25 protein-coding genes and 1 riboswitch are annotated in these 24,455 nt (G+C 54.6%); of the genes, 14 read left to right on the plus strand and 11 right to left on the minus strand.

The genetic code is table 11. The features are described 5' to 3' along the window. Nucleotides 1-2: 2 nt before the first annotated feature. The 9 genes from btuB to ttcA all read right to left on the minus strand — a co-directional run bounded on the left by btuB (nt 3) and on the right by ttcA (nt 7,780). Nucleotides 3-1,853: a TonB-dependent vitamin B12 receptor gene (gene btuB, locus ACN0UH_RS13750; protein WP_417662579.1), complete on the minus strand. Its 1,851-nt coding sequence runs from the start codon at nt 1,851-1,853 to the stop codon at nt 3-5. 128 nt (nt 1,854-1,981) lie between these two features. After that, a riboswitch (cobalamin riboswitch) is annotated at nt 1,982-2,212 on the minus strand. An 86-nt stretch (nt 2,213-2,298) separates the two neighbouring features. Next, complete coding sequence (locus ACN0UH_RS13755) at nt 2,299-2,619, minus strand: hypothetical protein (protein WP_417662580.1); 321 nt, start codon at nt 2,617-2,619, stop codon at nt 2,299-2,301. A gap of 9 nt (nt 2,620-2,628) precedes the next feature. After that, a complete protein-coding gene (locus tag ACN0UH_RS13760) occupies nt 2,629-3,291 on the minus strand; it encodes an O-methyltransferase (protein WP_417662581.1) in 663 nt (220 codons plus the stop codon). Between the two features lie 66 nt (nt 3,292-3,357). Beyond that, nucleotides 3,358-3,876, minus strand: a complete 519-nt coding sequence (locus ACN0UH_RS13765; protein WP_417662582.1) for an NlpC/P60 family protein — start codon at nt 3,874-3,876, stop codon at nt 3,358-3,360. Between the two features lie 41 nt (nt 3,877-3,917). Beyond that, the gene (locus tag ACN0UH_RS13770; protein ID WP_417662583.1) at nt 3,918-4,562 is read right to left on the minus strand and encodes a C40 family peptidase; all 645 of its coding nucleotides are present in this window, start codon (nt 4,560-4,562) and stop codon (nt 3,918-3,920) included. Between the two features lie 142 nt (nt 4,563-4,704). Next, the gene (locus ACN0UH_RS13775; RefSeq protein WP_417662584.1) at nt 4,705-5,304 is read right to left on the minus strand and encodes an NlpC/P60 family protein; all 600 of its coding nucleotides are present in this window, start codon (nt 5,302-5,304) and stop codon (nt 4,705-4,707) included. Nucleotides 5,305-5,349: 45 nt separating this feature from the next. Further along, a complete protein-coding gene (locus ACN0UH_RS13780) occupies nt 5,350-6,138 on the minus strand; it encodes an NAD-dependent deacylase (protein ID WP_417662585.1) in 789 nt (262 codons plus the stop codon). A gap of 59 nt (nt 6,139-6,197) precedes the next feature. Next, nucleotides 6,198-6,869 carry a DNA-3-methyladenine glycosylase I gene (locus ACN0UH_RS13785; RefSeq protein WP_417662586.1) on the minus strand — a complete coding sequence of 224 codons (672 nt, stop codon included), beginning with the start codon at nt 6,867-6,869 and terminating at the stop codon, nt 6,198-6,200. Between the two features lie 86 nt (nt 6,870-6,955). Continuing rightward, nucleotides 6,956-7,780, minus strand: a complete 825-nt coding sequence (ttcA, locus tag ACN0UH_RS13790) for a tRNA 2-thiocytidine(32) synthetase TtcA (protein WP_417662587.1) — start codon at nt 7,778-7,780, stop codon at nt 6,956-6,958. Nucleotides 7,781-7,971: 191 nt separating this feature from the next. Between ttcA and ACN0UH_RS13795 the strand changes: the two genes are divergently transcribed. The 4 genes from ACN0UH_RS13795 (at nt 7,972) to ACN0UH_RS13810 (ending at nt 10,871) form a co-directional block, all read left to right on the plus strand. Next, complete coding sequence (locus ACN0UH_RS13795) at nt 7,972-8,580, plus strand: DNA-J related domain-containing protein (RefSeq protein ID WP_417662588.1); 609 nt, start codon at nt 7,972-7,974, stop codon at nt 8,578-8,580. Nucleotides 8,581-8,745: 165 nt separating this feature from the next. After that, nucleotides 8,746-9,345: a Yip1 family protein gene (locus ACN0UH_RS13800; RefSeq protein ID WP_417662589.1), complete on the plus strand. Its 600-nt coding sequence runs from the start codon at nt 8,746-8,748 to the stop codon at nt 9,343-9,345. A 114-nt stretch (nt 9,346-9,459) separates the two neighbouring features. Next, on the plus strand, nt 9,460-9,960 hold the full coding sequence (locus ACN0UH_RS13805; RefSeq protein WP_417662590.1) for a SprT family zinc-dependent metalloprotease: 501 nt from the start codon (nt 9,460-9,462) through the stop codon (nt 9,958-9,960). Between the two features lie 176 nt (nt 9,961-10,136). Beyond that, the gene (locus ACN0UH_RS13810; RefSeq protein WP_417662591.1) at nt 10,137-10,871 is read left to right on the plus strand and encodes a S1 family peptidase; all 735 of its coding nucleotides are present in this window, start codon (nt 10,137-10,139) and stop codon (nt 10,869-10,871) included. Between the two features lie 37 nt (nt 10,872-10,908). Here ACN0UH_RS13810 and ACN0UH_RS13815 read toward each other — a convergent pair whose 3' ends face one another. Continuing rightward, nucleotides 10,909-12,090 carry a CaiB/BaiF CoA transferase family protein gene (locus tag ACN0UH_RS13815; protein WP_417662592.1) on the minus strand — a complete coding sequence of 394 codons (1,182 nt, stop codon included), beginning with the start codon at nt 12,088-12,090 and terminating at the stop codon, nt 10,909-10,911. 320 nt (nt 12,091-12,410) lie between these two features. Between ACN0UH_RS13815 and ACN0UH_RS13820 the strand changes: the two genes are divergently transcribed. The 3 genes from ACN0UH_RS13820 to ACN0UH_RS13830 all read left to right on the plus strand — a co-directional run bounded on the left by ACN0UH_RS13820 (nt 12,411) and on the right by ACN0UH_RS13830 (nt 17,161). Next, a complete protein-coding gene (locus tag ACN0UH_RS13820; protein ID WP_417662593.1) occupies nt 12,411-14,801 on the plus strand; it encodes a glucose/quinate/shikimate family membrane-bound PQQ-dependent dehydrogenase in 2,391 nt (796 codons plus the stop codon). A 71-nt stretch (nt 14,802-14,872) separates the two neighbouring features. Continuing rightward, the gene (locus ACN0UH_RS13825) at nt 14,873-16,045 is read left to right on the plus strand and encodes a lactonase family protein (RefSeq protein WP_417662594.1); all 1,173 of its coding nucleotides are present in this window, start codon (nt 14,873-14,875) and stop codon (nt 16,043-16,045) included. Nucleotides 16,046-16,162: 117 nt separating this feature from the next. Beyond that, nucleotides 16,163-17,161: an AraC family transcriptional regulator gene (locus ACN0UH_RS13830; RefSeq protein WP_417662595.1), complete on the plus strand. Its 999-nt coding sequence runs from the start codon at nt 16,163-16,165 to the stop codon at nt 17,159-17,161. A 19-nt stretch (nt 17,162-17,180) separates the two neighbouring features. On the opposite strand, the gene ACN0UH_RS13835 is transcribed toward ACN0UH_RS13830, so the two are convergent. Continuing rightward, nucleotides 17,181-18,365, minus strand: a complete 1,185-nt coding sequence (locus ACN0UH_RS13835) for an MFS transporter (protein WP_417662596.1) — start codon at nt 18,363-18,365, stop codon at nt 17,181-17,183. A gap of 210 nt (nt 18,366-18,575) precedes the next feature. Here ACN0UH_RS13835 and ACN0UH_RS13840 point away from each other — a divergent pair, with 210 nt between their 5' ends. The 7 genes from ACN0UH_RS13840 (at nt 18,576) to ACN0UH_RS13870 (ending at nt 24,410) form a co-directional block, all read left to right on the plus strand. Beyond that, a complete protein-coding gene (locus ACN0UH_RS13840) occupies nt 18,576-18,743 on the plus strand; it encodes a periplasmic nitrate reductase, NapE protein (RefSeq protein ID WP_417662597.1) in 168 nt (55 codons plus the stop codon). A gap of 47 nt (nt 18,744-18,790) precedes the next feature. Beyond that, nucleotides 18,791-19,051 carry a chaperone NapD gene (locus tag ACN0UH_RS13845; protein ID WP_417662598.1) on the plus strand — a complete coding sequence of 87 codons (261 nt, stop codon included), beginning with the start codon at nt 18,791-18,793 and terminating at the stop codon, nt 19,049-19,051. Next, nucleotides 19,048-21,552, plus strand: a complete 2,505-nt coding sequence (napA, locus tag ACN0UH_RS13850; protein ID WP_417662599.1) for a nitrate reductase catalytic subunit NapA — start codon at nt 19,048-19,050, stop codon at nt 21,550-21,552. The genes ACN0UH_RS13845 and napA overlap by 4 nt, the downstream gene beginning before the upstream one ends. Before the next feature lie 11 nt (nt 21,553-21,563). Further along, complete coding sequence (locus tag ACN0UH_RS13855) at nt 21,564-22,052, plus strand: nitrate reductase cytochrome c-type subunit (RefSeq protein ID WP_417662600.1); 489 nt, start codon at nt 21,564-21,566, stop codon at nt 22,050-22,052. 9 nt (nt 22,053-22,061) lie between these two features. Beyond that, nucleotides 22,062-22,658 carry a cytochrome c3 family protein gene (locus ACN0UH_RS13860; RefSeq protein WP_417662601.1) on the plus strand — a complete coding sequence of 199 codons (597 nt, stop codon included), beginning with the start codon at nt 22,062-22,064 and terminating at the stop codon, nt 22,656-22,658. Nucleotides 22,659-22,757: 99 nt separating this feature from the next. Further along, a complete protein-coding gene (locus ACN0UH_RS13865; protein ID WP_417662602.1) occupies nt 22,758-23,600 on the plus strand; it encodes an EamA family transporter in 843 nt (280 codons plus the stop codon). An 81-nt stretch (nt 23,601-23,681) separates the two neighbouring features. Continuing rightward, nucleotides 23,682-24,410 (plus strand): 4'-phosphopantetheinyl transferase family protein, encoded by a 729-nt coding sequence (locus tag ACN0UH_RS13870; RefSeq protein ID WP_417662603.1) that lies wholly within the window; start codon nt 23,682-23,684, stop codon nt 24,408-24,410. Nucleotides 24,411-24,455: the final 45 nt, after the last annotated feature.

A 24,455-nucleotide genomic window follows, 5' to 3' on the forward strand; every position in this document is an offset into this window, starting at 1 on the left:
CGCTAGAGCGCTTGGTAACGCACACTGAAATACACGGCCTGCCCTGGCTGGTTGTAGCCCTCGGCAGTTTCATAATCGGCACCGAGCAAATTCGCTACACGGCTTTGCAGGCGCCATTCCTTGGTCAGGCGATACTCACCGCGTAGATCAACCGTGGCGAACCCCGAAAGCTCCTTGGTGTTGGCCAAGTCATCGTAACGCTGACCTTCGGCATGCACGCTGCCGCCGACGCTGAACTTGCCAATCTGGCGATCAACATCAAGGTTGAAGAGTTGCTTGGCCCGACGTGCCAATTCATTGCCATCATTGGCCCCGCCCGACTGGTTTTCCGGGTCCATCAGGGTGTAGTTTGCGCTCCAGTCAAAACCCAGAAGTTGGCTGGCGACCACAAGCTCAACGCCGTTAATACGTGCTTTATCGACGTTTGACGGCCCTTGGATTGAGGAGTCATAAGCGATCATGTCGTCGATTTCATTGCGGAAAGCGTTAACCGACCAGTGCCCCCAATCGTGTTGACCAGTCAGCCCGACCTCCAGGCTCTCTGAGGTTTCAGCATCCAGATTTGGATTGCCATAATCGGGGAAATACAACTCGTTGAACGTCGGCGCCTTGAACGCAGTGCCGTAGCTGATGGTGCTGCGCAACCAGTCAGTCAGGGCAAAACCATAAGCAACGTTGCCGGTCTGGTGATCACCGAATTGCTCGTTATCATCGCGGCGCAACGCTACTTGCCAGTCATGACGCCCGACATCGCCCAGGTACTGGATAAAGTAGCCATTGTTGTCACGCGAGTCGCTGTCGTAGTCGGTGCTGCCGTTGATTTCGTCGCGCTGGTAGTCGGTGCCCAAGGTCAAGGTTTGGCCGTCGGCAATGGTTATATCGTTCTGCCAGCTGGCGGTATCGCGACGGCTGTCAAAGCGTGACTCGAAGCTACCGTCGGTGTAGCTGTCGGACTTATCTTCGCTGCGCCCGGCTTGCAAAGTAACCAGCCAGATATCGAAGGGAGAGAAACGTGCACGCGCACCATAAACGTTGGTTTCGCCATCAGCATTGGCGTTGAAACCTGAGGTGCGGCTGCGGTTAACGCTGTCGTAATCATTATGCGACTTGGCTTTAAGAACGTTGCCATCTAGTTCCAAGCCGTTGTCGAAACGGTAACCGGCACTCAAGCTGCCCGACAGATTGCGATAACCATCGTCGTCGCTTTCATAGCCGCTGATATTTGCCGATTTGACATTGATGCCGTCGGTGTCCGAACTGCTGACCCCGACGCTGTACCAGGCTTTATCGTCGCCACCAGAAACACCTGCGCTGCCGGTGTAGGTGTCATGTGTGCCGTAACCTGCCGAGAAAAACGGCTTGGCGCCGCCGCTCTGCCCTTTACGGGTAAAAATCTGGATGACGCCACCAATCGCTTCTGAGCCATACAGGCTAGAGCGTGGGCCGCGCACCACTTCTACACGCTCGATCAACTCGATTGGCAGGTCTTGCAAGGCAGCGCCGCCCGAACTGACAGAGCCGACCTTGACCCCATCGATCATCACCAAAACGTGATCAGACTCAGTGCCGCGCATAAACAGCGAGGTCGACTTTCCCGGACCACCATTATTGGCCAACGAGACGCCCGGGACTTTGCGCAATAGCTCAGGTACGGAGTTGACCTGACTTTGCTCGATTTCGGCGCGGTCAAATACAGTGACGGCAGACAGGCTCTGTTCGGCTGTTTGCGCCGTGCGCGTGGCAGTAACCACGGTATCGTCAAGCTGGTTCGGTTCTACTGCGAAAACCTGGGAACCGCTGGAAACGCCGCAGAGCAGAACTGCTGCTGACGTGAAAAAGGACTTGCTCTTCATTGTGTATGCTCCGCCGCTCTCACCCGTGCGACATAGGCTGGGAAAGACATACGGAGAACAGCGGACGCATTAACCACAGGCACGCAAAGACGCACAGACGGTGCTACGCCCGACAAAGCCCTCCGCGATGCCGTGAAATTGCGACAGGCCGGTCTCCGGGCTTACGAGCAGCGCGCTGTTGCCAGCACAGCTACAAACGCACCTTCCCATGCAGATGCACAGTGGTTGAAAAAGCGTTTGATTTGACTCGTTTACCGTTGCGGGGGCAGCGTCGGAATTGTTTGGCGTGAACACGCAAAACGCACCGACTTCCCTGTTTCACCCTGTAAATACAAGGCACCTGAAGCAAGCCGCGCAGAGTAGTGACTTGCGAGCAGAAGGTCAAACAACAATGTGCGAAGACTTTGGGATTGGCTTACTTCGCGGAAAAACCATTGCGCCAGGGTCAGTGACGCGGGTGAAAACCTGCAGGTTTGCCCGCCAACCAAGCAACAAAGGTGCGCAGGCGCTCATCACTCAAAAGGCTATCTCGGGAGTTGTAGGTTAGCGCCAGCTCTTTTTCGCTGAATAAGCGGTGTACTTGGTTATGGCAAGCGCGGCACAGCCACAAGGTGGCGGTTATGCGCTCGCTCTTGGCGTAGCGCTTTTGCACGTAGGTTTTGTTATGCAGTGACTTGGGGATCAGATGATGCCGGGTTAACGGCGCATTGCGCGCACATAACTCGCAGGCTTCTGGCTGAGGTGGCAGACGGATAGGCTCGGGCATAGAGGCTGTTTAGCACTTACGACACAACGTCAGCCCATCACCCACGGGCAACATCGACAGATCAACCCGTGGATCATTTTTAAGTTGCAGGTTAAGCGCTTGAATAGCCCGGGTATCTGCGCTTTCAGGCGCAAGCTCAAGCACGCGACCACTCCACAGAGTGTTATCGAAAAGCAGTAAACCACCGGGTTTCAACAAACGCAGCGCCTGCTCCAGATACTGCGGATAATTGGCTTTATCGGCATCGATAAAGATCATGTCGACAGCCTCGGTAAGTCCTTCATCCTCAAGCTCAGTCAGAGTTTGCAGGGCTGGCGCCAAGCGCTGCTCAATACATTCACTAACTCCAGCTTGCTGCCAATACCGCTCGGCAATAGCGTTGTAATCCGCAGGTAAGTCGCAGCAAATAAGCCTGCCGCCAGCGGGCATTGCCTGAGCCATGCAAATGGCGCTGTAACCGGTAAAGGTACCGACTTCAACAATGCACTTCGGCGCAAGCAGTTGCACCAATAGCGCCATGAACTGACCTTGTTCAGGTGCTATTTGCCAGCGTGCATTGGCCAGCTCTGCGGTTTCATCACGCAATTGTTTGAGCAACACCGACTCGCGCAGCGATACATCGAGCAAGTATTGGTACAACGACTGATCAAGATTGAGCGTTCGGTTGGTCATTATCTTTCCGGCTCGCCATCAGTTAGCGCCCGACAGGCTTCTAACACGGTAGTTTTCAGCGGTATCTCACATGTTGTGCGCAAGCTCAGGGCCAAATACGCGTTTGGCATCCAGATATGCACCCTGCCAATAGCGATTGCTCAGGCTGTCGAGGCGCACAGTGCCACCGCTTGAGGGCGCATGCACAAACCGGCCTTCCCCCACATAGATTCCCGCATGGCTGACTTTGCTGCCGCCACTGGTCGCAAAGAACACCAAGTCGCCACTTTGCAGATTGCTGCGACTCACATTTTGCCCGCGCATCTGACTCAATTGACTGGTGGTGCGCGGCAGGCTGATACCGGCAACATCGCGATAGACGAAGCCAATCAGGCCGCTGCAATCGAAGCCGCCGTCGGGCGTATTACCCCCATAACGGTATGGCGTGCCGACCAAGCCAATCGCACGGATCAGCACATCATCGGCATTGCCATTGGCGGCGGGATTGGTTATTCGAGGGACAGCTTGCGGCGTCGGAGGATGACTGGAGCAGGCGCTGAGCAGCGCTGCAAGTGAGATCAATACAATGCGGATCGTTCGAGTCATGCGAGGCGCACCTTATTCCCTAATGCGCCTACTCTGCCGCGCTATCGCTTATGACGCAAGCGTGAGCGTGACGCGAGCACAGGTTGGCTGCGCGAAGCTTTATGCGCAGAGAGCACAGTTCGCGAAAATCCAGCCTTGTGATTTAGCCCCGAGTGAGCACGCGAAGCCAACATTGGCTGATTGCGTGAACCCTCACCTTTGAGGAAGCGCTTGGCCCCAATGTAGTGGCGAGACCAGTAGCTGTTGCCCAGCTTGCTGATGCGAATGCTCTTGCCCGTGCGAGGCGCGTGGATAAACTGACCTTCACCGATATACAAACCCATATGGCTGACGCGCCCGCGACCATTGTGGTTAAAGAACACCACATCGCCAGCGCGCAAATCATTCTTGGCCACCTTGGGTGCCTTCATCTTGATCATCTGTGAAGTGGTGCGCGGCAAGTGGATATTCGCCTCGCTACCAAACAGATAGACAATCAAGCCACTGCAATCGAAACCACGACGAACATTGGTGCCACCCCAACGATAAGGCACACCAATCAACTCTTGCGCACGGCTAACAACCGCTGCGGCTTTAGGTAAAGAAGCCTTTTGCGCACTGAGATGTTTCTCTGCGGCCTGCGCAGAAAAGCTGGCCAAGAGTCCAAAGGTGCAACAAAACAAAATACTGAGTAGAGACCTGCGCATTACGAAACCCAAACAGCAACAGCAACAGCAGTTACGGATGCCAAAAAGTGGAAAACAGTACGACTAATCCGGGCCAAGCGCCCGCAGAAAACCAGTAGCAACAAAATGAAAAAAGGCGCCGAAGCGCCTTTGCACAAACAAATTAACGGACAATAACTCCCTGCCCGGTTGAAGCCATCGCCAGTACGCGCTTGGCTTCCATGTAAGTTCGCTTCCAGTAGGGACTTTGCAAGCTGTCTACGCGAACCCCACCACTGCGCCGACTGGCAGAGTGGATAAATCGATCATCTCCCAGATAAATCCCGGCATGGCTAACGCGGCCGCGGCCATTAGTGCTAAAGAACACCAAATCACCTGGTTCCAACTCATCGCGCTTAACTATCGGCGCATCGATGTTAATCATTTCACGGGTAGAGCGCGGCAACTGCATGCCGGCTTCTTCCTCAAACAAATAGCCGATAAAGCCACTGCAATCGAATCCCGATTTAACAGTGTTGCCGCCCCAGCGATAACGCGTACCGACCAAGGAAAGACCGTGCTCTAGAATAGAATCGGCTAACTGCGGTAATTGGTAAGACTTCTGTTCGGCCAGCGCATCCGTAAAGTCGGTAAAGTCTTCCGTAGCAGCATTATCGGAGACCGCTACAGGCTCAGTGATCTGAGGTTGTGGTGCCTGGCTAGCACAGGCTGCCAGAAGGACCGTAAGTGCAATAGGCACGAGGGGTGCGAAGCGTTTTAGCATGGGCACAGCCGTGTCGAATTCAATAAATTCGCGAGACTATGCCTTCTATAGCGTCGATTTGCAAATTCTATCGCCTGAAATGTGACCTAGCAGCTCAGGCAAAACATCTAAGGCTTTTCCTGCCAAATACACATCAACCGTATCGCTTAGCTCGGTTCGTGCAGGGTTTATTTCCGCTGTGAAGCTGCCAACGGCCCGGGCGCGCAGTACCGGCTCGACAATATAGGGGAAGCTGGCGCTGGTCCCGATTGTCAGTACCAAGTCAAAGCCCTTACCGATCTGCTGATAAAGTGTGTCGATAGCTTTTTCCGGCAGCATCTCTTCAAATAACACCACTGGCGGTCGCAAAACGCCAGCACATTGCCTGCACAGCGGTGGTAATTGAGCCTCTAAGCAAGCCGCCAGATCATGCTCAAGTTGCCCACATGACTGGCAATAAAGCGGTGCAAGCTGGCCGTGAATTTCGATCAGCCTTTCATCCGGGCTGCCAGCCGAGCGATGAAAGCCATCAATATTCTGCGTTAGTAACCAACACTGTGGCTTGAGTCTTTGCAGCTCAGCGATTACCCGATGCCCCACGTTAGCCTGTGCGCCAAGACATGCACGGCCAAGCTCAGCCAGATACTTCCAGCACAGCGCCGGGTCACGTTGTAGCATCGGCCCGCTCAGTGCGGCCTCAATCGGCAATCCCTCGCTGGTATTGCCGTTATAGAGGCCGCCAACGCCGCGATAGGTTGGCAGGCCGGAATCAGCTGAAAGTCCAGCACCGGTGATAATCAACACGCGCTCGGCGCAATTGAACGCCCGGGCCAGTTGTTCGATGTCGCTCAACATCTTTGACTCCTTACCGTTGCGCCGTCGCGCCGTCGCGCCGTCGCGGCAAATAGTCGCACTCAGTGATTAACCGTATACGCCAACATCGTAGACAGCTGGCACAGCGGCCGTCCGCTTTGCTCATGCCAGGTATTGAAAGCCGCCTGCACCGTGGCCAAGTCTCTGAGACTGGTCGGGACTTTATCGATAATGCCCTGCGCATTTAGCGCGGCAACCATGTCATTGCTCGGTATAAAGGTATCTTTACCAATCATGCGTAAAAATAACGGCGCAGACATACCACCCATTTGCGCACCATGCTTGGCGATGTACTTCCACAAGCCAACAATATCAGCCACCGGCCAGCTGGCAATCAACTCACCAAAGCTGCCCTTTTCATGACGCACATCGAGAATAAACTGAGCATTTCGCGGCACGCTCTTGAGCTTGCCCAAGTGACGAATGATGCGCGCATCCTGCATCAGGTTTTCAATCCGCTCGGCACCCATCAGCACGACTTTCTCGGGGTCAAAACCAAAGAAAACCTGCTCAAAGACAGGCCATTTGGCATCAATCACACTGTGCCGAAGACCTGCACGAAAGACCCGCAAGCTCATCACCGACAGGAAGCGGTCATCGGTAATGCTGCGTAGATACTCAGCCGACGCAGGTTGAGGCAAGTGGGCTTCAAGCTCGGCGGCAGAACCAAAACGATTCAGGCAATATTCGTTAAGCCATTTGTAGTCGCGCATTGATTACCTTTGCCAAGAATTTGTCCGGCTCTAACACAGCCGCCTGCGAGCCTTTGCTTGCAGGCTGGAATAGAGGCGGCGGTGGTTCAGAGGTTCATTACATCAACAAAGCGCGGAGTCGCGTTCTGATCAATCTTCAAGCTGGCGAAGTCGAACAACTCTCGGTCAGCCAACTGCGACGGCACAATGTTCTGCAGTGAGCGAAACATGATCTCAGTGCGCCCAGGGGTTTTGCGCTCCCACTCTTGCAACATTTCCTTGACCACCTGGCGCTGCAGGTTCTCTTGCGAGCCGCACAGGTTGCACGGAATGATCGGGAACTCTTTCAACATCGAATAAGCTTCGATATCCGCTTCGTTGCAGTAGGCCAGCGGGCGAATCACCACGTTGCGACCATCGTCAGAGCGCAGTTTCGGCGGCATGGCTTTCAGGGTGCCGCCGTAGAACATATTGAGGAAGAAGGTTTCCAGAATATCGTCACGGTGATGGCCAAGAGCCATTTTGGTTGCGCCAATTTCATCAGCGAAAGTGTAAAGAGTGCCGCGACGCAGGCGCGAGCACAGCGAACAGGTGGTTTTGCCTTCAGGTATCTTTTCCTTGACCACTGAATAGGTGTCTTTCTCGACGATGTGATACGCCACACCAATCGACTCCAGATACGCTGGCAGCACGTGCTCAGGGAAACCTGGCTGCTTTTGGTCCATGTTCACCGCGACAATTTCAAACTTGATCGGCGCTACTTTCTGCAAATGCAACAGCACATCGAGCATGGTGTAACTGTCTTTACCGCCCGACAGGCACACCATCACCTTGTCGCCATCTTCGATCATGTTGTAGTCGGCAATGGCCTCGCCAGCCTGACGACGCAGACGTTTTTGCAGTTTGTTCTGATTGACCGAAAGGGTGCCCATGGTGCGCTGGTGTCCGCATAGAAATACTAAAGCCCGACAGTTTACCTAGATTGTGCGCGCCACCCTACCCCATTAATCGCCTGATGCAGCGATTTAGCCGTGCAAGTGACAAATGAGACTTTGGACACAGTTACCGGCGCTCAACTCGATCACTCGCTGCGAGCGGGCGACACAGTTGGTAGGCTTAGCCCATGACTGACGTTCTTGATCCGACCCTCGATTTACCCGAGCAGCTACTGTGCCTGCTACAGGCTGCACCCGATGGGCTAAGCGAGTACGCGCTTATTCAGCAGCTGAAAAGCCTGAACTCAACGCATATCCCCAACTTGCCGTTGACCGACAAACTGGCCTTGTTTCGCACCCATTTCCTATTGTTTAACGCGCTCTATCGCCTGCGCGATCAGCTTTGGCAGCAACAAAGCGCTGATCTGCACATCAGCGCCATCCTGATCGAGTTACGCCCCTTTCAAGTCAACCAGCAATCGGGCCAGCAAGCGCTCGGCGAACATGACCCGCTGCGCAGCTATTACCTGGACATGGCCAACTTGCGCGGCATCGAAGAACGCGATGTTGAAAAGCTATTAGTGAGTTTCTGGACGCGAATGCAAGGTGGTGATGAGAAACTGGCTGCCCTTGAGTTATTCGAACTTCAGAACAGCACTGAAAGCCTCAATTTAGAGCGGATCAAGCAGCGCTACCGCCAATTAGTGAGCATCCATCACCCAGACCGGGGCGGCAATACCCAGCGTTTGCAGTCGATCAATAAAGCCATGGAAATTCTTACTCGCTATTACCAGTGAGCTGCACAGAGTAATTTGCTCTAAGCCAATACCCCTCATTTCCCCCAGCCTCTGCCTATACTGCGACATACGGTCGCATTTAAATTGGCCTGTACCCGGCAACGCTGCTCACGCGTCTCGGGCACTCCGCTGGGGGGCGGCCGGATAACAAGAGGAGGTGCCTGTATGATCCACCATGTTTGGGGGCTCTTCACCCATCCCGACCAAGAATGGCAAGAAATACGTGGCGAAGAAGAATCCATCAGCCACATGTATCTCACCCACGTCCTGTTGCTCGCGGCGATTCCCGCAGTATCAGCGTATATCGGAACCACGCAGGTAGGCTGGTCAATCGGCCAGCGTGAGCCGGTGATGCTGACCGAAAGTAGCGCACTTTACCTCACGATAATGTCCTACATCGCCATGCTTGCAGGGGTTGCAGTCATGGGCGCGTTTATTCACTGGATGGCGCGCACCTATGACGCCACACCATCATTCACTCGCTGCGTGGTGTTTGCCGCTTATACCGCGACCCCACTGTTTATAGGAGGTTTGGCTGCACTCTATCCGCACATGTGGCTGGGCTTGGTGCTTGGCACAATAGCCATTTGCTACACGGTGTATTTGCTTTACGTAGGCATTCCAACCTTTATGAGCATTCCTGAGGACGAAGGGTTTATGTTCTCAAGTTCAGTACTCGCCGTTGGTTTGGTGGTGCTGGTGGCGATGATTGCCGCATCGGTCATTTTTTGGGGGATAGGCATTGGCCCGGAATACACCAGTTGATCACTAACTGAAAACAACTGACGAAACCACCAACCGGTGGTTTCGTCGTTTAACAGCTGTCAGAACAGCTTGGCACGGGCATAATTGATCCTCTGACTAGTTGCTGTGAAGCCTATGCCCGACCAGATCCACGACCGTGTAGAAGCCTGTTACTTACAAGCTGAGGCCTTCTTCAAGCAACCCTTCCCACGCCCTGAAATTAGTTTCAAGCTGCGCGGACAAAAGGCTGGAGTCGCCCATCTCACGGAGAACAAGCTGCGTTTTAACCTGCAACTTTACCGTGATAACCAACAAGACTTTCTAAAACAAACCGTTGCCCACGAAGTCGCCCACCTGATTGCCCATCATCTATTTGGATTAAGCATTCAGGCCCACGGCGAAGAGTGGCAACTAATCATGCGTGGCGTTTACGAATTGCCGCCCCATCGCTGCCATAGCTATGCGGTCCAGCGGCGCCAGGTGCAGCGTTATATCTACCGCTGCACTTGCCCAGACAGCAAAGGTGAGTTCCCCTTCTCGGCCCAACGCCATGCTCTGGTTGCCAAAGGTCGGCGTTATTTCTGTCGACGTTGTAAAGTCACACTGAGCTTCACTGGTGAACAGCGCGTCGAATAACCCGCGCAAGGCTGCTCCATGCGCTCCTCACAACCCCGTCCGATAGCTGACCGAACAACCCCGCCTTAAATCAGCGCACCAGCAGCTTGTCGGCACTATTGTGCAAAATGTCCGTCAAACACCTAAGCAAGGCTACAAGGTGCATACTCAATCTCCAATTGCTCAAGGACAGGCTAATGATCGAACCCATTTTGCTAACCGCTACGCGCTTGTGGACATTTGATCAGGACCGCCAACTGACTAATGCAACTGGCTTCTTCTTTGAGCGTGATAAACGGCTATTTTTGGTGACCAGTCGCCACGTCGTAATCGACGCGGCCACCGAGCATTACCCCAATCGCATTGAAATCGAGCTGCATACTGACCCTGACAATATCGCAGAATCCATTGGGTTTTCGATCCCGCTTTATCACCAGGGCAAAAGTATCTGGCGTCAGGCCGAAGATGCCACGGGTGAAATTGACGTTGCAGTGATTGAACTCAACCGCGCCGCCTTGCCTGAAAAGATGTTCTATCAGGCCTACACCCCGGCGCATTTGCAGCACTCGCTGGATCAGGTCGAAGTGGGCAGCTCAATGCTGGTGGTTGGTTTTCCCTTGGGTTTCCACGACACCCTGCACCATATTCCCGTGGTCAGGCAGGCGGTTATCGCCTCATCCTTCGGCCTCAGATTTCAGGGTGAAGGCTATTTCTTGAGCGATGCCCGTACCCACCGCGGCATCAGCGGCGCCCCGGTGGTGATGCGCGCAACCTCAGAGCAAAAAGACACACTCGGCGAGTTGCCCTGGGTGCTGCTTGGCATTCACTCGGCACGCCTGGATGTCGGCACCCGTGATCTGGAGCTCGATGAAGCGCTGGGGCTCAATTGCACCTGGTACGCCGATGTATTGATGACACTGACTCAAGCGTAAACCGCACACACCCTGTTCTGCAGGGTGTGTGCGTCGCTCAGATCGCCGCCTTGCTGGCCTTCAGCTCTGCGATTTGCTGCTCGCTATAACCGAGCTCAGCGAGCACTTCAGTCGTATGCGCACCGACCTCAACCCCAACATGCCGGGGCGCAGGCAAACCTGAAGAGAACTTGATCGGGCAGGCCAACTGTTTTTGTGCCGCCAGCCCTTCTCGCGGCACGTCTATCAGCAGATCCCGGGCCTTGAGCTGCGGATGTTCACAAGCTTCAGACAGATTGAGCATAGGTTCAACGCAGGCATCTGTTTGCGCAAAGCGCTGACACAGCTCATCAAAATCGTGCTTCTCAAATTCGATCTCCAGCTCCCGCTTGAGGGCCTGCTGATCCTCTGGCTTTTGCGTCAAGCCCCGTAAAGCCAACTCTGGACGACCAATTGCCGCACAAAATTGCTGCATAAACTGCGGCTCCAGACTCCCTACCGAAATCCAGCGACCATCCCGCGTGCGGTAATAGTCATAGAAACTGCCGCCGTTAAGCGCCTGTTTTTGCATCTCCGGCTCTACACCCGCGGCTAAATAGCCCGCACCGGCCATGCCATTAAGGCTGAACGCGCAGTCAGTCATGCTGATATCAACATACTGGCCTTCGCCAGTGACATTGCGTTGAATAACCGCAGCTAACAACCCCATGACGCCATGCAGGGAACCGCCAGCTATATCGGCAAGCTGCACACCAAGTGGTAAAGGCCCGGTCTCGCTACGCCCGGTATAGCTGGCGATGCCAGCCAGAGCCAGATAATTGATGTCATGTCCGGCGCGGTCCTTGTAGGGCCCGGTTTGCCCGTAACCAGTGATAGAGACGTAAATCAATCTGGGGTTTATCGCCTTTAACGCTTCATAGCCAACACCGAGTTTATCCATCACCCCGGGTCGGAACTGTTCAAGCACAATGTCATGGTCCATGACCAGTTGCTTGACCACCTCAACCGCAGCGGCTTGTTTCAAATCCAGGGCAATGCTGCGCTTATTGCGATTGAGATAAGCATGGCTGGCTGACACACCATCAACATGCGGCGGCAAAATACGCACTAGATCGACCCGCGTAGGCGACTCAACCCGCAACACCTGCGCCCCCATGTCAGCCAACAGCAGCGAGGCAAATGGCCCCGGTAGCAACGTCGAAAAATCCAGCACCTTGAGCGAAGCGAGTGGACCGGTCATTGCAACTCCTTGGGTCTGATTATTCAAATCAACACAACCATCGCTGATCAGGTTTGGCCACACTATTACTGATAATAGGTTCGCTTTCAGCCTAGACGCAGCATGAACGCGCCTCAATGACACATACGCTCAGCCTGCATTGACTGTTTCTGTCAGGTATTATGGGCATCTGTCACAAAATATTCCGAACATCGATTTAACAGCGCTCGCGATAGCAAAATGCTTCGGATACTGAACCATTCAGCGTTCAAGTATTCCGATGCTCCAAATCGACGTTCGACTGTTTACACTGTTGTTAATCCTCAAACAGGAGCTTTTATATGCGCACTGCTGGTGCACGGAATCGCGGCCGAATACCCGCCAAAATATTGGCAGGACTTCTGCTCATCATGGGCTTGGCATTATTGGTCGGTGGCATCCGCCTCGGCATGCTCGGTGGTTCTTGGTATTACCTGCTAGCGGGTATAGGCGTTAGCCTGAGCGGCTTTTTCCTGTTCAGGTTGCATCCAGCAGTCGTCATTATTTATGCGATTTTCCTGTTCGCAAGCACCGGCTGGTCGGTCTGGGAAGTTGGCCTCGACTGGTGGCAACTGGTGCCGCGCCTGTCTTTGTGGTTCGCCATTGGCTTACTGCTGTGGCTACCGTGGCTGCGTCGCCCATTACAGCCACAACCTGTTGGCTTGGCGAACGGTTTGCTCGGCGCGTCAGTAGTGTTGGCCGGAGCTGTTGCGGTTGCAAGCCAGTTCACTGGTTATAACGGTGAAATCAAGGGCGAGCTAACCCGTGCCACCACTGATGTAAAAAATGCGGCGCCGCAAATGCCTGACGGCGACTGGCAAGCATACGGTCGCACCAACTTTGGTGACCGCTACTCTCCGCTGGGCCAGATCACCCCAGAAAATGCTAGCCAGTTGGAGCTGGCATGGTCCTATCGTACCGGTGACATTCCGGGGCCAAACGACCCGCAGGAAACCACCGCCGAAAACACTCCACTGAAAGTAAACGGCATGCTGTATGTCTGCACGCCGCACAGCCAAGTGATAGCGCTTGACCCGGACAGCGGTAAGGAAATCTGGCGCTTCGACCCTAAGCTCAGCACGCAAAATGCTGAGAGTTTCAAAGGTTGGGCGCACATGACGTGCCGTGGCGTCGCTTATCACGAAGACAAAAGTGCGGCTCAAGCCAGTACTTCGCCTGAACAGAATGCCTGCCCGCGTCGCCTATTCCTGCCAACCGCTGATACCCGCTTGATGGCAATCAATGCTGATACCGGTGAAGTCTGCAGCGAATTTGGTGACAATGGCACAGTTAATCTGACTGCCAACATTGGCAGCTTCACTCCAGGTGGCTACTACTCGACATCGCCTCCCGGTGTCAGTGGCGATTTGGTGATCATTGGCGGCCACGTGACTGACAACCTGTCAGTCGACGAGCCTTCCGGGGTGATTCGCGCCTACGACGCCAAAGATGGCCACCTTGTGTGGAACTGGGACAGCGGCAATCCAGACGCCACTGCGCCTATTGCCGAAGGTGAAACCTACACCCGCAACTCACCGAACATGTGGTCGGTGATGAGCATCGACGACAAGCTCGGCCTGCTGTATCTGCCAATGGGCAACCAGATGCCTGACCAATGGGGTGGCAATCGCTCCGAGGCATCAGAAACCTACAGTGCTGGCGTGACTGCGCTGGATACCAAAACGGGCAAAGTCCGCTGGACCTTCCAGATGACCCACCACGACTTGTGGGATATGGACATTGGTGGTCAGCCGACCCTGATTGACATCAAAACAGCCGATGGCGTTAAGCCCGCGCTGATGGCTTCGACCAAGCAAGGCAGCATCTATGTGCTTGACCGTGCAACCGGTAAGCCGATTGTCCCGGTCAATGAAGTACCGGTTCCGCAGGGCGCAGTCGAGGGCGATTTCACTTCGCCGACGCAGCCCATGTCGGATCTCCACTTTATGCCGAAAACACTGACTGAGAAGGACATGTGGGGCGGCACGCCATTTGACCAGATGCTATGCCGCATCCAGTACAAATCACTGCGCTATGAAGGCATCTACACCCCGCCATCACTGCAAGGTTCGATTGTCTATCCAGGTAACTTCGGCGTGTTCGACTGGGGCGGTATCTCGGTTGATCCTAAACGTCAGATTGCCATCGTAAACCCCAACTACATGGCGTTCACTTCACAACTGGTACCGAGTGAGGCTGTTGAAGGTGGCCCAGCTCGCAAGAGTGAAACAGAAGGCGTGCAACCCAACAAAGGCGCGCCATATGGCGTGATTCTGCAGCCGTTGCTGTCGCAGCTAGGCTTGCCGTGCCAATCGCCGCCTTGGGGCTATGTCGCAGCTGTTGATCTGACCAACAATCAGGTCATCTGGCAGCACAAAAACGGCACAGTGCGTGACAGCTCACCTGTACCTTTGCCGCTACCGATGGGCGTACCAAGCCTTGGTGGAACAATCACCACTGAAGCTGGCGTGGCCTTTCTCAGCGGCACGCTTGACCAATACCTGCGCGCCTATGACGTACGTAACGGCAAGCAACTATGGGAAGGCCGCCTACCTGCTGGCGGCCAGACCACACCTATGACATACACTGGCAAAGATGGTCGTCAGTATGTGCTGGTGGTTGCCGGTGGTCACGGCTCGCTCGGCACCAGGCAGGGTGATTATGTAATGGCCTTTGCACTGCCGAAAAAATAGCAGCGCCTAGACCGGCTAGTTGCAACCTAAGAGGGCCGCAAGGCCCTCTTTTTGCTTACCAAGGAGCAAGCATGCTCAGACCAATCGCCCTGTTACTAAGCATTTCCAGCTTATGCGCCTGCACCACGAGCCCGATCATGCCCAACCAATACGATCTGTTAATTGGCAGCTACACCCAAGGCGCAAGCCAGGGCATTTATCGTTATCACTACGACAATCAAACAGGTCAAATCAGTGAGCAGCCGGAACAAGTCATCACCGCGGCTAATCCATCCTTCCTGTTGCTTTCGGCGGATCAAAGCACGCTATTCAGCGTGAATGAAAACGGCCCGGGCCAAGCCGCTAACATCGGTCAGGCCAGTAGTTTTTCAATTGACTCAAACGACCACTCGATTAGCCCAATCAACCGTGTCGACAGCGGCGGCGATGAGCCAACCCATGCTGGCTTGAGCCCCGACGGCCGCTTTCTGTTCGTCGCCAACTATGCAGTAAACCCCAAGCCTGGCGGCAGTCTAAGCGTGTTACCCGTTAGCTCCGACGGTGAGTTGCAGGCGCCAAGTCAGCGCTTTAGCCACCCGCCCAGCCATGTCAATAAAGAGCGCCAGGCCAGCTCACATGTTCACTCAGTGGTAATGAGCCATGACCAACAGTATTTGTTTGCCAGCGATCTAGGCGCTGATCATGTGTTTAGCTATCGCTATAACCCCCAAGCAGGCTCAAAAACACCTTTAACGCCCGCGGGCTCGACTGCTTTGCCCCCCGGCAGCGGCCCGCGTCATCTGCTGTTTAGTAATGACGGTAAGCAAGCCTACCTGACGCTTGAACTCAGTAATCAGCTAGCCGTGTTCAACTACGAGCAAGGCAAGCTATTAAACCAGCACATTATTGATCTTGATCAGCCCAACACTGAACCCGCGAGATATGCAGCAGGGGCTTTGCACACCTCGGCGGATGGCCGCTTTTTATACGTTGCAACTCGCGGTCCGGTGAGCCAGATACTGGTATTCAAAACCAATCCAACTGATACTCAACTTGAGTTAATTCAGCGCCACAGGATCGAAGGCAAAGAGTTACGCGAGTTCAGCCTAGACCCGAGTGGTAATCACCTGTTGGTGGCCAATCAACGTAGCGATGAAGTGCTGGTGATTGCCCGCGATGCGCTCAGCGGTAAGCTGGGAAAAGTCCAGCAACGAGTCAGCGTTGGCAACCCATCTGACCTGTTGTTTATCGGCCCTGACAGATAACCCGCTATGCGCTGAAACGGCCATTTCAGCGCACGCCTGCTCATCCATGCGCCAGTATGCTTGTCCCTACCGCGACTGACTGGCACCATCGGGCAGTCGTTAGCCGGGAACATTTTCATGAGTGAACAAACCATTGCCAGCCATTTTGTCCGTGCCGTTTTAGGCGGTGCGCAGCGCAAGGGTTGTGACTGTTCGGCGCTGCTTCGCCAGCTTAATATCCAGCCGGCACTACTTGATGAACCGCGAGCGCGCATCGCGCCCGAGCAATTCACCCTGCTCATCCAGCAGCTTTGGGAACTGCTCGACGACGAATATCTCGGCTTCGCCAAATATCCAAGCAAACGCGGCACCTTCGCAATGATGTGCCATGCCATTATCCATTGCCATTCACTGGAAAAAGCCCTGAGTCGCGGCAGCCTGTTTTATAGCCTGTTTCCCGAAGCACCGAGCATTCAGATCAGCCACGAAGGTGACATCGCCTGTCTCACCGTCGATGGCTCAGCCTTGAATGACCCTGAACATTTTTTGATCGAGTCATTACTGGTTATTTGGCACCGTTTGAGCAGTTGGCTAATCGGCCAACGGATTCGTCTTGAGCAGGCAACATTCAGCTACGCCAAGCCGGATCATGAGGCGCACTATCAACTGCTATTTCCCTGCCCGCGTGAGTTCAATAGTCAACGGACCTGCATCCGTTTTCACAAGCGTTATCTGGCGATGCCATTGCTGCAGGACGAACGCACGCTCAAGCATTTTCTTCAACATTCACCGGCAGATCTTCTTGCCCGCCCCGATGGCGGGCATAGCTTGAACAGCCAGATACGGCGCTCGCTCGGACGTAATTGCAGCGAATGGCCAGACCTTGAAGAAGTCGCGCAAAAACTGCACATGAGCCCGCAAACCTTGCGCCGCCGCCTGCGCGAAGAGGGCTCCAGCTTCCAGGAATTGAAGGACCATTTACGCCGCGACCTGGCTATTTACCACCTGAGCCGCGATGAGGTGTCAATTCAGGTGATTGCCGAGCAACTGGGGTTTTCTGAACCCTCGGCCTTTCACCGTGCTTTCAAAAAATGGACCGGTTTGACGCCCGGAGCCTATCGTTCGATGGAGCAGTAAATTGGTCGTGTGCTGATATTTACAGCTTGCGTGCACGCCATGCGGCGACAATAAACAAACCTGCCAAAACGCCCAACAACGGCAACCAACCCGCGTGCTCCCAGACATAGCCACCAACGTAACCGACCACGCTTGAGCCCAGATAGTAGGCACACAGGTAAAGTGCGGATGCCTGAGCCTTGGCGCCTTTTGCACGCTGACCAATTTGGCCACTGGCAACCGCATGCGCAGCGAAAAAGCCAAGCGTGAACAGCCCCAAACCAATAACCACAGCAACCAGCCAAGGCGTCGCGCACAGCCCGACACCGATCAGCATGATGACAATCCCGCCCTGCATAACTTGGCGTGCGCCCAAACGAGGCACAAGTCTTCCAGCCCAGCCAGCACTGAAAATACCTACCAGATAAACAGTAAACAGCAAGCCAATCACCGTCGACGACAAGTTGAATGGCGGTGCGGCCAGACGGAAGCCGACGTAGTTGAACATGGCGACAAAACCGCCCATCAACAAGAAGCCCATGCTGAATAACAGCCGTAGCTCTCGATTGGCCAGGTGCAACCGAAAGTTGCGTAACAGACCGCTGAACGACAACGACTGCGCCTGAAAATGCCGCGACGCGGGCAACAGCCAGATAAACAAGCCAAGGCCCAATACACCGAGGCCGCCAATACCGGCCAAGGCCAAATGCCAACCGCCAATATCGCTGAGAAAACCTGCAAGCAAACGTCCCAACAAACCACCAAGAGCAGTGCCGCCGATATACAAGCCCATGGCTGCTGGCAAGGCTTTGGGATCGAATTCCTCACCAACATAGGCCATGGCCAGTGCCGGCAGACCACTCAGCGCCAAGCCGAGCAGTGCACGCAAAATCAATAAGTGATCCCAGTCGCTGACAAAAGCACAGGCAATTCCAAGCAAGCTGGCCAGCCCCAAGGCAACAGCCATTACCGGCTTGCGTCCCCAGCTTTCGGCAAGTGCGCCACTGACCAGCAAACAGACGGCAAGACTCAGCGTGGTCAGCGACAACGCCAAGCTGCTGGCCGCGGCGGACACACTGAAAGAGCTGGCCAATAAAGGCAGTAAGGGCTGCACACAATAGAGCAAGGCAAAGGTCGAAAACCCCGCGCAAAATAACGCAAAAGTGGCGCGTTTATAGGCACTGGTGCCTTGTTGCAAATGGCTAGCAAGCGTTGTATCGGACATTTAGCAGCTCACAAAAAAACGGCCCCTGACTAGCCGCCGACAAATGTTAGCATGCTATCTACATCACTGCTGCTCTGGCTTGAACAACAAAATGATAAAGCTTCTCACTCGCACTTAACCCTACCGTTTATCAGGTTATTGCTCCGGATCAGTCCAGTATTTCCAAGCAAGTCTAGACTTTTGTTCACACCTGCTGAGGAGTGAACCTCTATGCATCATCCATCCGATGATCAGGGTACAAAGGGCAAGGAAACCCGGCTTTTTCTATTTCTTGTCATCTGCCTGTTCCCTGCATTAGCCATCGCCATTGTTGGTGGTTACGGTTTCTTTATCTGGTTCTTGCAGATGCTTCTCGGCCCACCCGGCCCACCGTCCTAAGCTCGCCCACTCGCAACCGGCACAGGCTCAGTCTGGAGCAACCCACGATGGATGAATCCCTGCATATCGCCAGTTTGTTGGTACACGCACGCCCCGAATTATTTGCCGCGGTGAAAGCCAACTTGCGCTTGCTACCTGACCTTGAACTGCATCAAGAGAGCCCTGTCGGCAAGCTCGTGGTCGTGATTGAGGCGAACAATGAACAGCAAATACTTCAACGCATCGATCAGATCAACAACATTCCCGGCGTGCTAAATGCCGCGCTGGTTTATCACGAACTCCTCGCCAGCGAAGGAGCAACACCATGAACCTGACACGTCGTCAGTTTGCCAAAGCCCAAGCCGCTGCAATAGCCGCAGCTGCGGCGGGTCTGCCGATCATTACCACGGCCTCCAATCTAATCACTGAATCAGACATGACCACGCTGAACTGGAACAAAGCGCCCTGCCGCTTTTGTGGCACAGGTTGCAGCGTGATGGTTGCGACCCGCGATAACCAGGTGGTGGCAACCCATGGCGACGTCAAAGCCGAGGTCAATCGCGGTCTTAACTGTGTTAAAGGCTACTTCTTGTCGAAGATCATGTACGGCACCGATCGCTTGACCCAGCCGATGCTGCGCATGAAGGACGGTCAGTACGACAAACAGGGCGAGTTCCAGCCAATCAGCTGGGAGCAAGCTTTTGACATCATGGAAACCAAGGTCAAGCAAACCCTCAAATCAGACGGTCCCACTGCGCTCGGCATGTTTGGTTCAGGCCAATGGACCGTCTGGGAAGGCTACGCCGCCAACAAGTTGATGAAGGCAGGTTTTCGCAGCAACAACATCGATCCTAACGCACGCCACTGCATGGCTTCAGCGGTCATGGGCTTCATGCGTACCTTCGGCATGGATGAACCCATGGGCTGCTATGACGACATTGAAGCCACCGATGCCTTTGTGCTTTGGGGCTCCAATATGGCCGAGATGCACCCCATTCTCTGGAGCCGCCTGACTGACCGCCGCTTGAGTGCTCCCCATGTAAAAGTCGCCGTGCTTTCGACCTTTGAGCACCGCAGTTTTGAGCTGGCTGATATCCCAATGGTGTTCACGCCGCAGACTGACTTGCTGATTCTTAACTACATCGCCAATCACATCATTCAGTCTGGCGCAGTGAACAAGGACTTTATCGGCAAGCACACCCGTTTCGCCAAAGGCGCTGAAGATATCGGTTACGGCCTGCGCCCGGATAACCCACTGGAGATGCAAGCCAAGAACGCCGACAAGGCCAACACCTGGGACGATATATCGTTCGAGCAATACGCCGAGTTCGTCAAACCCTACACCCTTGAACGTGCGGCCAAAGAAAGCGGCGTGCCCGCTGAGCGACTGCAGCAGTTGGCCGAGTTGTACGCCGACCCAAAACGCAAGGTGGTGTCATTCTGGACAATGGGTTTTAACCAGCACACCCGTGGTGTCTGGGCCAACAACATGGTCTACAACATTCACTTGCTGACCGGCAAAATCAGCGAGCCGGGCAACAGCCCGTTTTCTCTGACAGGCCAGCCATCGGCTTGCGGCACCGCTCGTGAAGTGGGCACCTTCTCGCACCGCTTACCCGCTGATTTGGTCGTCACCAATCCCAAACACCGTGAGACCGCCGAGAAAATCTGGAAGCTTCCAGCCGGAACCATTCAGGAAAAACCGGGCTTTCATGCGGTACAACAGAGCCGCATGCTCAAAGACTCGGTACTCAAGGTTTACTGGACCATGGCCAGCAACAACATGCAGGCCGGGCCCAATATCATGCAGGAAGTCCTGCCGGGCTGGCGCAACCCAGATGTCTTTGTGATCGTATCGGACCCCTACCCAACCGTATCGGCCCAGGCCGCCGACCTGATACTGCCGACCGCCATGTGGGTCGAAAAGGAAGGCGCATACGGCAACGCCGAACGCCGCACCCAGTTCTGGCATCAACTTGTCAGCCCGCCGGGCGATGCCAAGTCGGATCTGTGGCAGTTGATGGAGTTTTCCAAGCGCTTCAAAACCGAAGATGTCTGGCCCGAAGACTTGCTGGCCAAAAAGCCCGAATTAAAAGGCAAGTCACTGTTCGAGGTGCTCTACAAGAATGGTCATGTCGACCAGTTCCCGAGCGAGCAACTGGCTGAAGGCTATCTCAATGATGAGGCCAAAGCCTTTGGCTTCTACGTGCAAAAAGGCTTGTTTGAAGAATACGCAGCCTTTGGCCGCGGGCACGGCCACGACCTCGCACCCTTTGATGATTATCACAACGCTCGCGGCCTGCGTTGGCCGGTGGTGGATGGCAAGGAAACCCTGTGGCGCTACCGCGAAGGTTCCGACCCGTACGTGGAAAAAGGCAGCGAGGTGCAGTTCTACGGCCATGCCGATAAAAAGGCCATCGTCTTCGCTCTGCCTTACGAGCCGCCAGCAGAATCACCGGATGAGGAATACCCGTTCTGGCTCTGCACTGGCCGGGTACTCGAACACTGGCACACCGGGACCATGACCCAGCGCGTGCCTGAGCTACACAAAGCCGTGCCTGACGCAGTGGTTTACATGCATCCCGACGATGCAAAAGCAATGAAGGCCCGGCGCGGCAGTGAAGTTAAGGTCATCAGCCGCCGTGGCGAAACCCGCGCACGCATCGAAACCCGCGGGCGCAACAAGCCCCCTCAAGGGCTGGTATTCGTACCCTTTTTTGATGCTCGAAAACTGATCAACAAAGTCACGCTGGATGCCACCGACCCGATCTCCAAGCAAACCGACTACAAAAAATGTGCGGTGAAGATCGAACTGGTCAACCTGGCCTGAGGAAAACAGTCATGAGCTACCGCCTACTGCCGCTTTTACTACTTGCCGTCTTTGGCATTGCAGTTGCCAGCGACATCAATTATCCACTCGACGCACCTGCACCCGATGGGCGACGTCCGGGTGGCACCTTGAGCCAGGATCTTCCTGCTCCGAAGTTAAGCAGCACCGAAAACAAGGACATCAAGCGCGAGCGTAACTACCCCGAACAGCCGCCGACGATTCCGCACAGCATCCGTGGCTATCACCTGGATAAAAACAGCAACAAATGCTTGTCATGCCACAGCCGCGCAAACAGCGCCAAAACCCAGGCACCGATGATCAGCATCACCCATTACATGGATCGTGACGGCCAGGCGCTGGCGGCGGTATCGCCTCGGCGCTACTTCTGCAACCAATGCCATGTCACACAAAAAGAGGCTCCACCACTTGTGGGCAATACCTTCGAGAACATCGACACAGTGCTGGAACAAGAAAACAAATCGGCCAATCAGAATCCTTGAGGAGGTGTTATGAAATCTTTGTTCGCCTTCCTGAAGGATTACTGGGGCACGCTGCGCCGTCCCAGCCTGCACATCAGTCTTGGAGTCTTGACCCTTGGCGGTTTTATTGCCGGAATCATTTTTTGGGGTGGTTTCAACACCGCTCTTGAAGTGACCAACACCGAGCAGTTTTGCACCTCATGCCACGAAATGCGTGACAACGTGTTTGTCGAACTCAAGGAAACCATCCATTACAGCAACCGCTCAGGCGTGCGCGCCACTTGCCCAGATTGCCACGTGCCGCATAAGTGGACCGATAAAATCGCACGTAAAATGCAGGCCTCCAAAGAGGTATGGGGCAAGATATTTGGCACCATCAACACCCGGGAAAAATTTCTCGCCCACCGCCGCGAACTCGCCGAACATGAATGGCAGCGGCTTAAGAGCAACGACTCGCTGGAATGTCGCAACTGCCACAACTTCGACTTCATGGACTTCACCAAGCAAAGCAAACGTGCGGCGAAAATGCACTCCACTTCATTGGCCAGCGGTGAGGCCACCTGTATTGACTGCCACAAAGGGATTGCTCACAAACTACCGGACATGACTGGCGTACCGGGTTGGTAAATAGTAAAAAGACAGGCGTAAACCGCCCCACTGGTAATTCGCACGCCTGTTTCCACTGCGCGTTGACATCGCAATGGGTTGCAACAAGGATAAACGCGCTTGGACAGCAGTATCTTCTTTGCAGTAATGGCAGCCGCCATGCTCCATGCAGGCTGGAACGCCCTGATCAAAATCGGTCTGGATCGGTACCTGAGTGTATGCCTGATTCAGATCGGCGCCGGTATCGCCGCAACCTGCGCATTGCCGTTCGTGGCCCTGCCCGAAGCAACTGCCTGGCCGTGGATAATCCTCTCGGCACTGCTGCATATCGGTTACAACGGTTTTCTCGCCCATGCCTATAAATACGGCGACCTGAGTCAGGTCTACCCCTTGTCGCGGGGTAGCTCGCCATTGATCGTTGCCTTGATCGGCGTCGCCTTGCTTCACGAAACCTTGAGTTGGGGACAAATCAGTGGGCTGCTTATATTGGTCACCGGCATCTGGCTGATGGCACTGCGCACCCAGAAAGACAGTCCCTTCAATACCCCATTGCTCCTGACCGCACTCACGACCGCCAGTTTTATTGCGGCCTACACCCTTGCAGATGCCGTTGGCGCGCGGATCAATGGCGATGCTCTGTCTTACGCCATGTGGCTGTTTGCTACCAATGGCCTGGTGACCTTGGTAGTCCTCGTAGCGATGCGAGGCACCGCAGTTTTAGGCAAATTAAGCCAGCACTGGAAAGGCGGCTTGAGCGGAGGTGTGATGTCGCTAATGGCCTACAGCATCGTCATCTGGGCGATGACCTTGGCCCCGGTCGCAGTGGTCTCTGCACTGCGTGAAAGCAGTGTGTTATTTGCCTTGCTGATCGGACGACTGGTCCTCAAAGAGACATTGCCACTGCTCAGAATTGTCTCTTGTCTAGTGATCCTGCTCGGCGTCGTAACCCTTAAACTGGCCTGATAAAAGCCTGTCTACGCCTCAATAGCTCAGCAGCCGCAGCTTTGCCTAGATCGCCTGTCGGACACCGTGCAGAATACAGTGATGAATGAAAACTACTTACCGAACTGCTGCACACCACTGAGCGAGCGCTGGCCTTTACCTGTGCAGATGCCTGGCATTCGGCTGATCAGCACGCAATTTGACCCCAGCTTGTTTGACCCTACGGCGTTTGAGTGCTGTGCGATTGCTCCTGTGCGCGGCGTTGCAAAGCGCCAAACTGAATACCTTGCAGGCCGTATTTGCGCACGCGAAGCACTGCGTCAGGTAACCGGTGTTGCTAGCGTGCCAGCTGTTGGCGAGGACCGTGCTCCGGTCTGGCCATTGAATGTCTGTGGCTCCATCTCCCACGGCCACGGCCTGGCTGCTGCGGTTGTTGCCGAATCTACACATTGGCGCGGTGTTGGTCTGGATATCGAAGAGCCCTTGAATGCTGAGCGGGCAATACGCTTGGCCAGTGAAATTCTGACCTCGCGTGAGTTACACGGCATTACCAGTGCCAGCGCGGAGCAACAAGCCTGGCGGATCAGCCTGACTTTCTCGCTCAAAGAAAGCCTGTTCAAAGCCCTCTATCCCTTGGTTTTGACCCGCTTCTACTTTGAAGACGCCGAACTAATCGACAGCGACAGCGGCCAACAAGGACGAGCCCGCCTGCGTTTACTTATCGACTTGAATCATGATTGGCCTGCCGGAAGTGAAGTTGAAGGGCAGTTTTGCATGTTCGGTAACCACCTGATGAGTTTGGTCCATATTCCACATCAATCATCGCAGTAGCGTCAGTTAATCCCTTCTCGCGCGCAAATCCGATAAACTCTGGTA

The organism is Pseudomonas sp. (assembly GCF_048265905.1).
Taxonomy (GTDB): Bacteria; Pseudomonadota; Gammaproteobacteria; order Pseudomonadales; family Pseudomonadaceae; genus Aquipseudomonas.

What these genes read in the sequence shown, in the direction of transcription:
- ACN0UH_RS13795 (WP_417662588.1), top strand. Translation starts at nt 7,972, where the DNA reads ATGACTGACGTTCTTGATCCGACCCTCGATTTACCCGAGCAGCTACTG.
- ACN0UH_RS13830 (WP_417662595.1), top strand. Translation starts at nt 16,163, where the DNA reads ATGAGTGAACAAACCATTGCCAGCCATTTTGTCCGTGCCGTTTTAGGC.
- ACN0UH_RS13825 (WP_417662594.1), top strand. Translation starts at nt 14,873, where the DNA reads ATGCTCAGACCAATCGCCCTGTTACTAAGCATTTCCAGCTTATGCGCC.
- ACN0UH_RS13835 (WP_417662596.1), bottom strand. Translation starts at nt 18,365, where the DNA reads ATGTCCGATACAACGCTTGCTAGCCATTTGCAACAAGGCACCAGTGCC.
- ACN0UH_RS13855 (WP_417662600.1), top strand. Translation starts at nt 21,564, where the DNA reads ATGAGCTACCGCCTACTGCCGCTTTTACTACTTGCCGTCTTTGGCATT.
- ACN0UH_RS13845 (WP_417662598.1), top strand. Translation starts at nt 18,791, where the DNA reads ATGGATGAATCCCTGCATATCGCCAGTTTGTTGGTACACGCACGCCCC.
- ACN0UH_RS13785 (WP_417662586.1), bottom strand. Translation starts at nt 6,869, where the DNA reads ATGCGCGACTACAAATGGCTTAACGAATATTGCCTGAATCGTTTTGGT.
- ACN0UH_RS13800 (WP_417662589.1), top strand. Translation starts at nt 8,746, where the DNA reads ATGATCCACCATGTTTGGGGGCTCTTCACCCATCCCGACCAAGAATGG.
- ACN0UH_RS13820 (WP_417662593.1), top strand. Translation starts at nt 12,411, where the DNA reads ATGCGCACTGCTGGTGCACGGAATCGCGGCCGAATACCCGCCAAAATA.
- ACN0UH_RS13760 (WP_417662581.1), bottom strand. Translation starts at nt 3,291, where the DNA reads ATGACCAACCGAACGCTCAATCTTGATCAGTCGTTGTACCAATACTTG.
- ACN0UH_RS13755 (WP_417662580.1), bottom strand. Translation starts at nt 2,619, where the DNA reads ATGCCCGAGCCTATCCGTCTGCCACCTCAGCCAGAAGCCTGCGAGTTA.
- ACN0UH_RS13815 (WP_417662592.1), bottom strand. Translation starts at nt 12,090, where the DNA reads ATGACCGGTCCACTCGCTTCGCTCAAGGTGCTGGATTTTTCGACGTTG.
- btuB (WP_417662579.1), bottom strand. Translation starts at nt 1,853, where the DNA reads ATGAAGAGCAAGTCCTTTTTCACGTCAGCAGCAGTTCTGCTCTGCGGC.
- ACN0UH_RS13840 (WP_417662597.1), top strand. Translation starts at nt 18,576, where the DNA reads ATGCATCATCCATCCGATGATCAGGGTACAAAGGGCAAGGAAACCCGG.
- ACN0UH_RS13765 (WP_417662582.1), bottom strand. Translation starts at nt 3,876, where the DNA reads ATGACTCGAACGATCCGCATTGTATTGATCTCACTTGCAGCGCTGCTC.
- ACN0UH_RS13870 (WP_417662603.1), top strand. Translation starts at nt 23,682, where the DNA reads ATGAATGAAAACTACTTACCGAACTGCTGCACACCACTGAGCGAGCGC.
- ACN0UH_RS13775 (WP_417662584.1), bottom strand. Translation starts at nt 5,304, where the DNA reads ATGCTAAAACGCTTCGCACCCCTCGTGCCTATTGCACTTACGGTCCTT.
- ACN0UH_RS13770 (WP_417662583.1), bottom strand. Translation starts at nt 4,562, where the DNA reads ATGCGCAGGTCTCTACTCAGTATTTTGTTTTGTTGCACCTTTGGACTC.
- ACN0UH_RS13805 (WP_417662590.1), top strand. Translation starts at nt 9,460, where the DNA reads ATGCCCGACCAGATCCACGACCGTGTAGAAGCCTGTTACTTACAAGCT.
- ttcA (WP_417662587.1), bottom strand. Translation starts at nt 7,780, where the DNA reads ATGGGCACCCTTTCGGTCAATCAGAACAAACTGCAAAAACGTCTGCGT.
- ACN0UH_RS13810 (WP_417662591.1), top strand. Translation starts at nt 10,137, where the DNA reads ATGATCGAACCCATTTTGCTAACCGCTACGCGCTTGTGGACATTTGAT.
- ACN0UH_RS13860 (WP_417662601.1), top strand. Translation starts at nt 22,062, where the DNA reads ATGAAATCTTTGTTCGCCTTCCTGAAGGATTACTGGGGCACGCTGCGC.
- ACN0UH_RS13780 (WP_417662585.1), bottom strand. Translation starts at nt 6,138, where the DNA reads ATGTTGAGCGACATCGAACAACTGGCCCGGGCGTTCAATTGCGCCGAG.
- napA (WP_417662599.1), top strand. Translation starts at nt 19,048, where the DNA reads ATGAACCTGACACGTCGTCAGTTTGCCAAAGCCCAAGCCGCTGCAATA.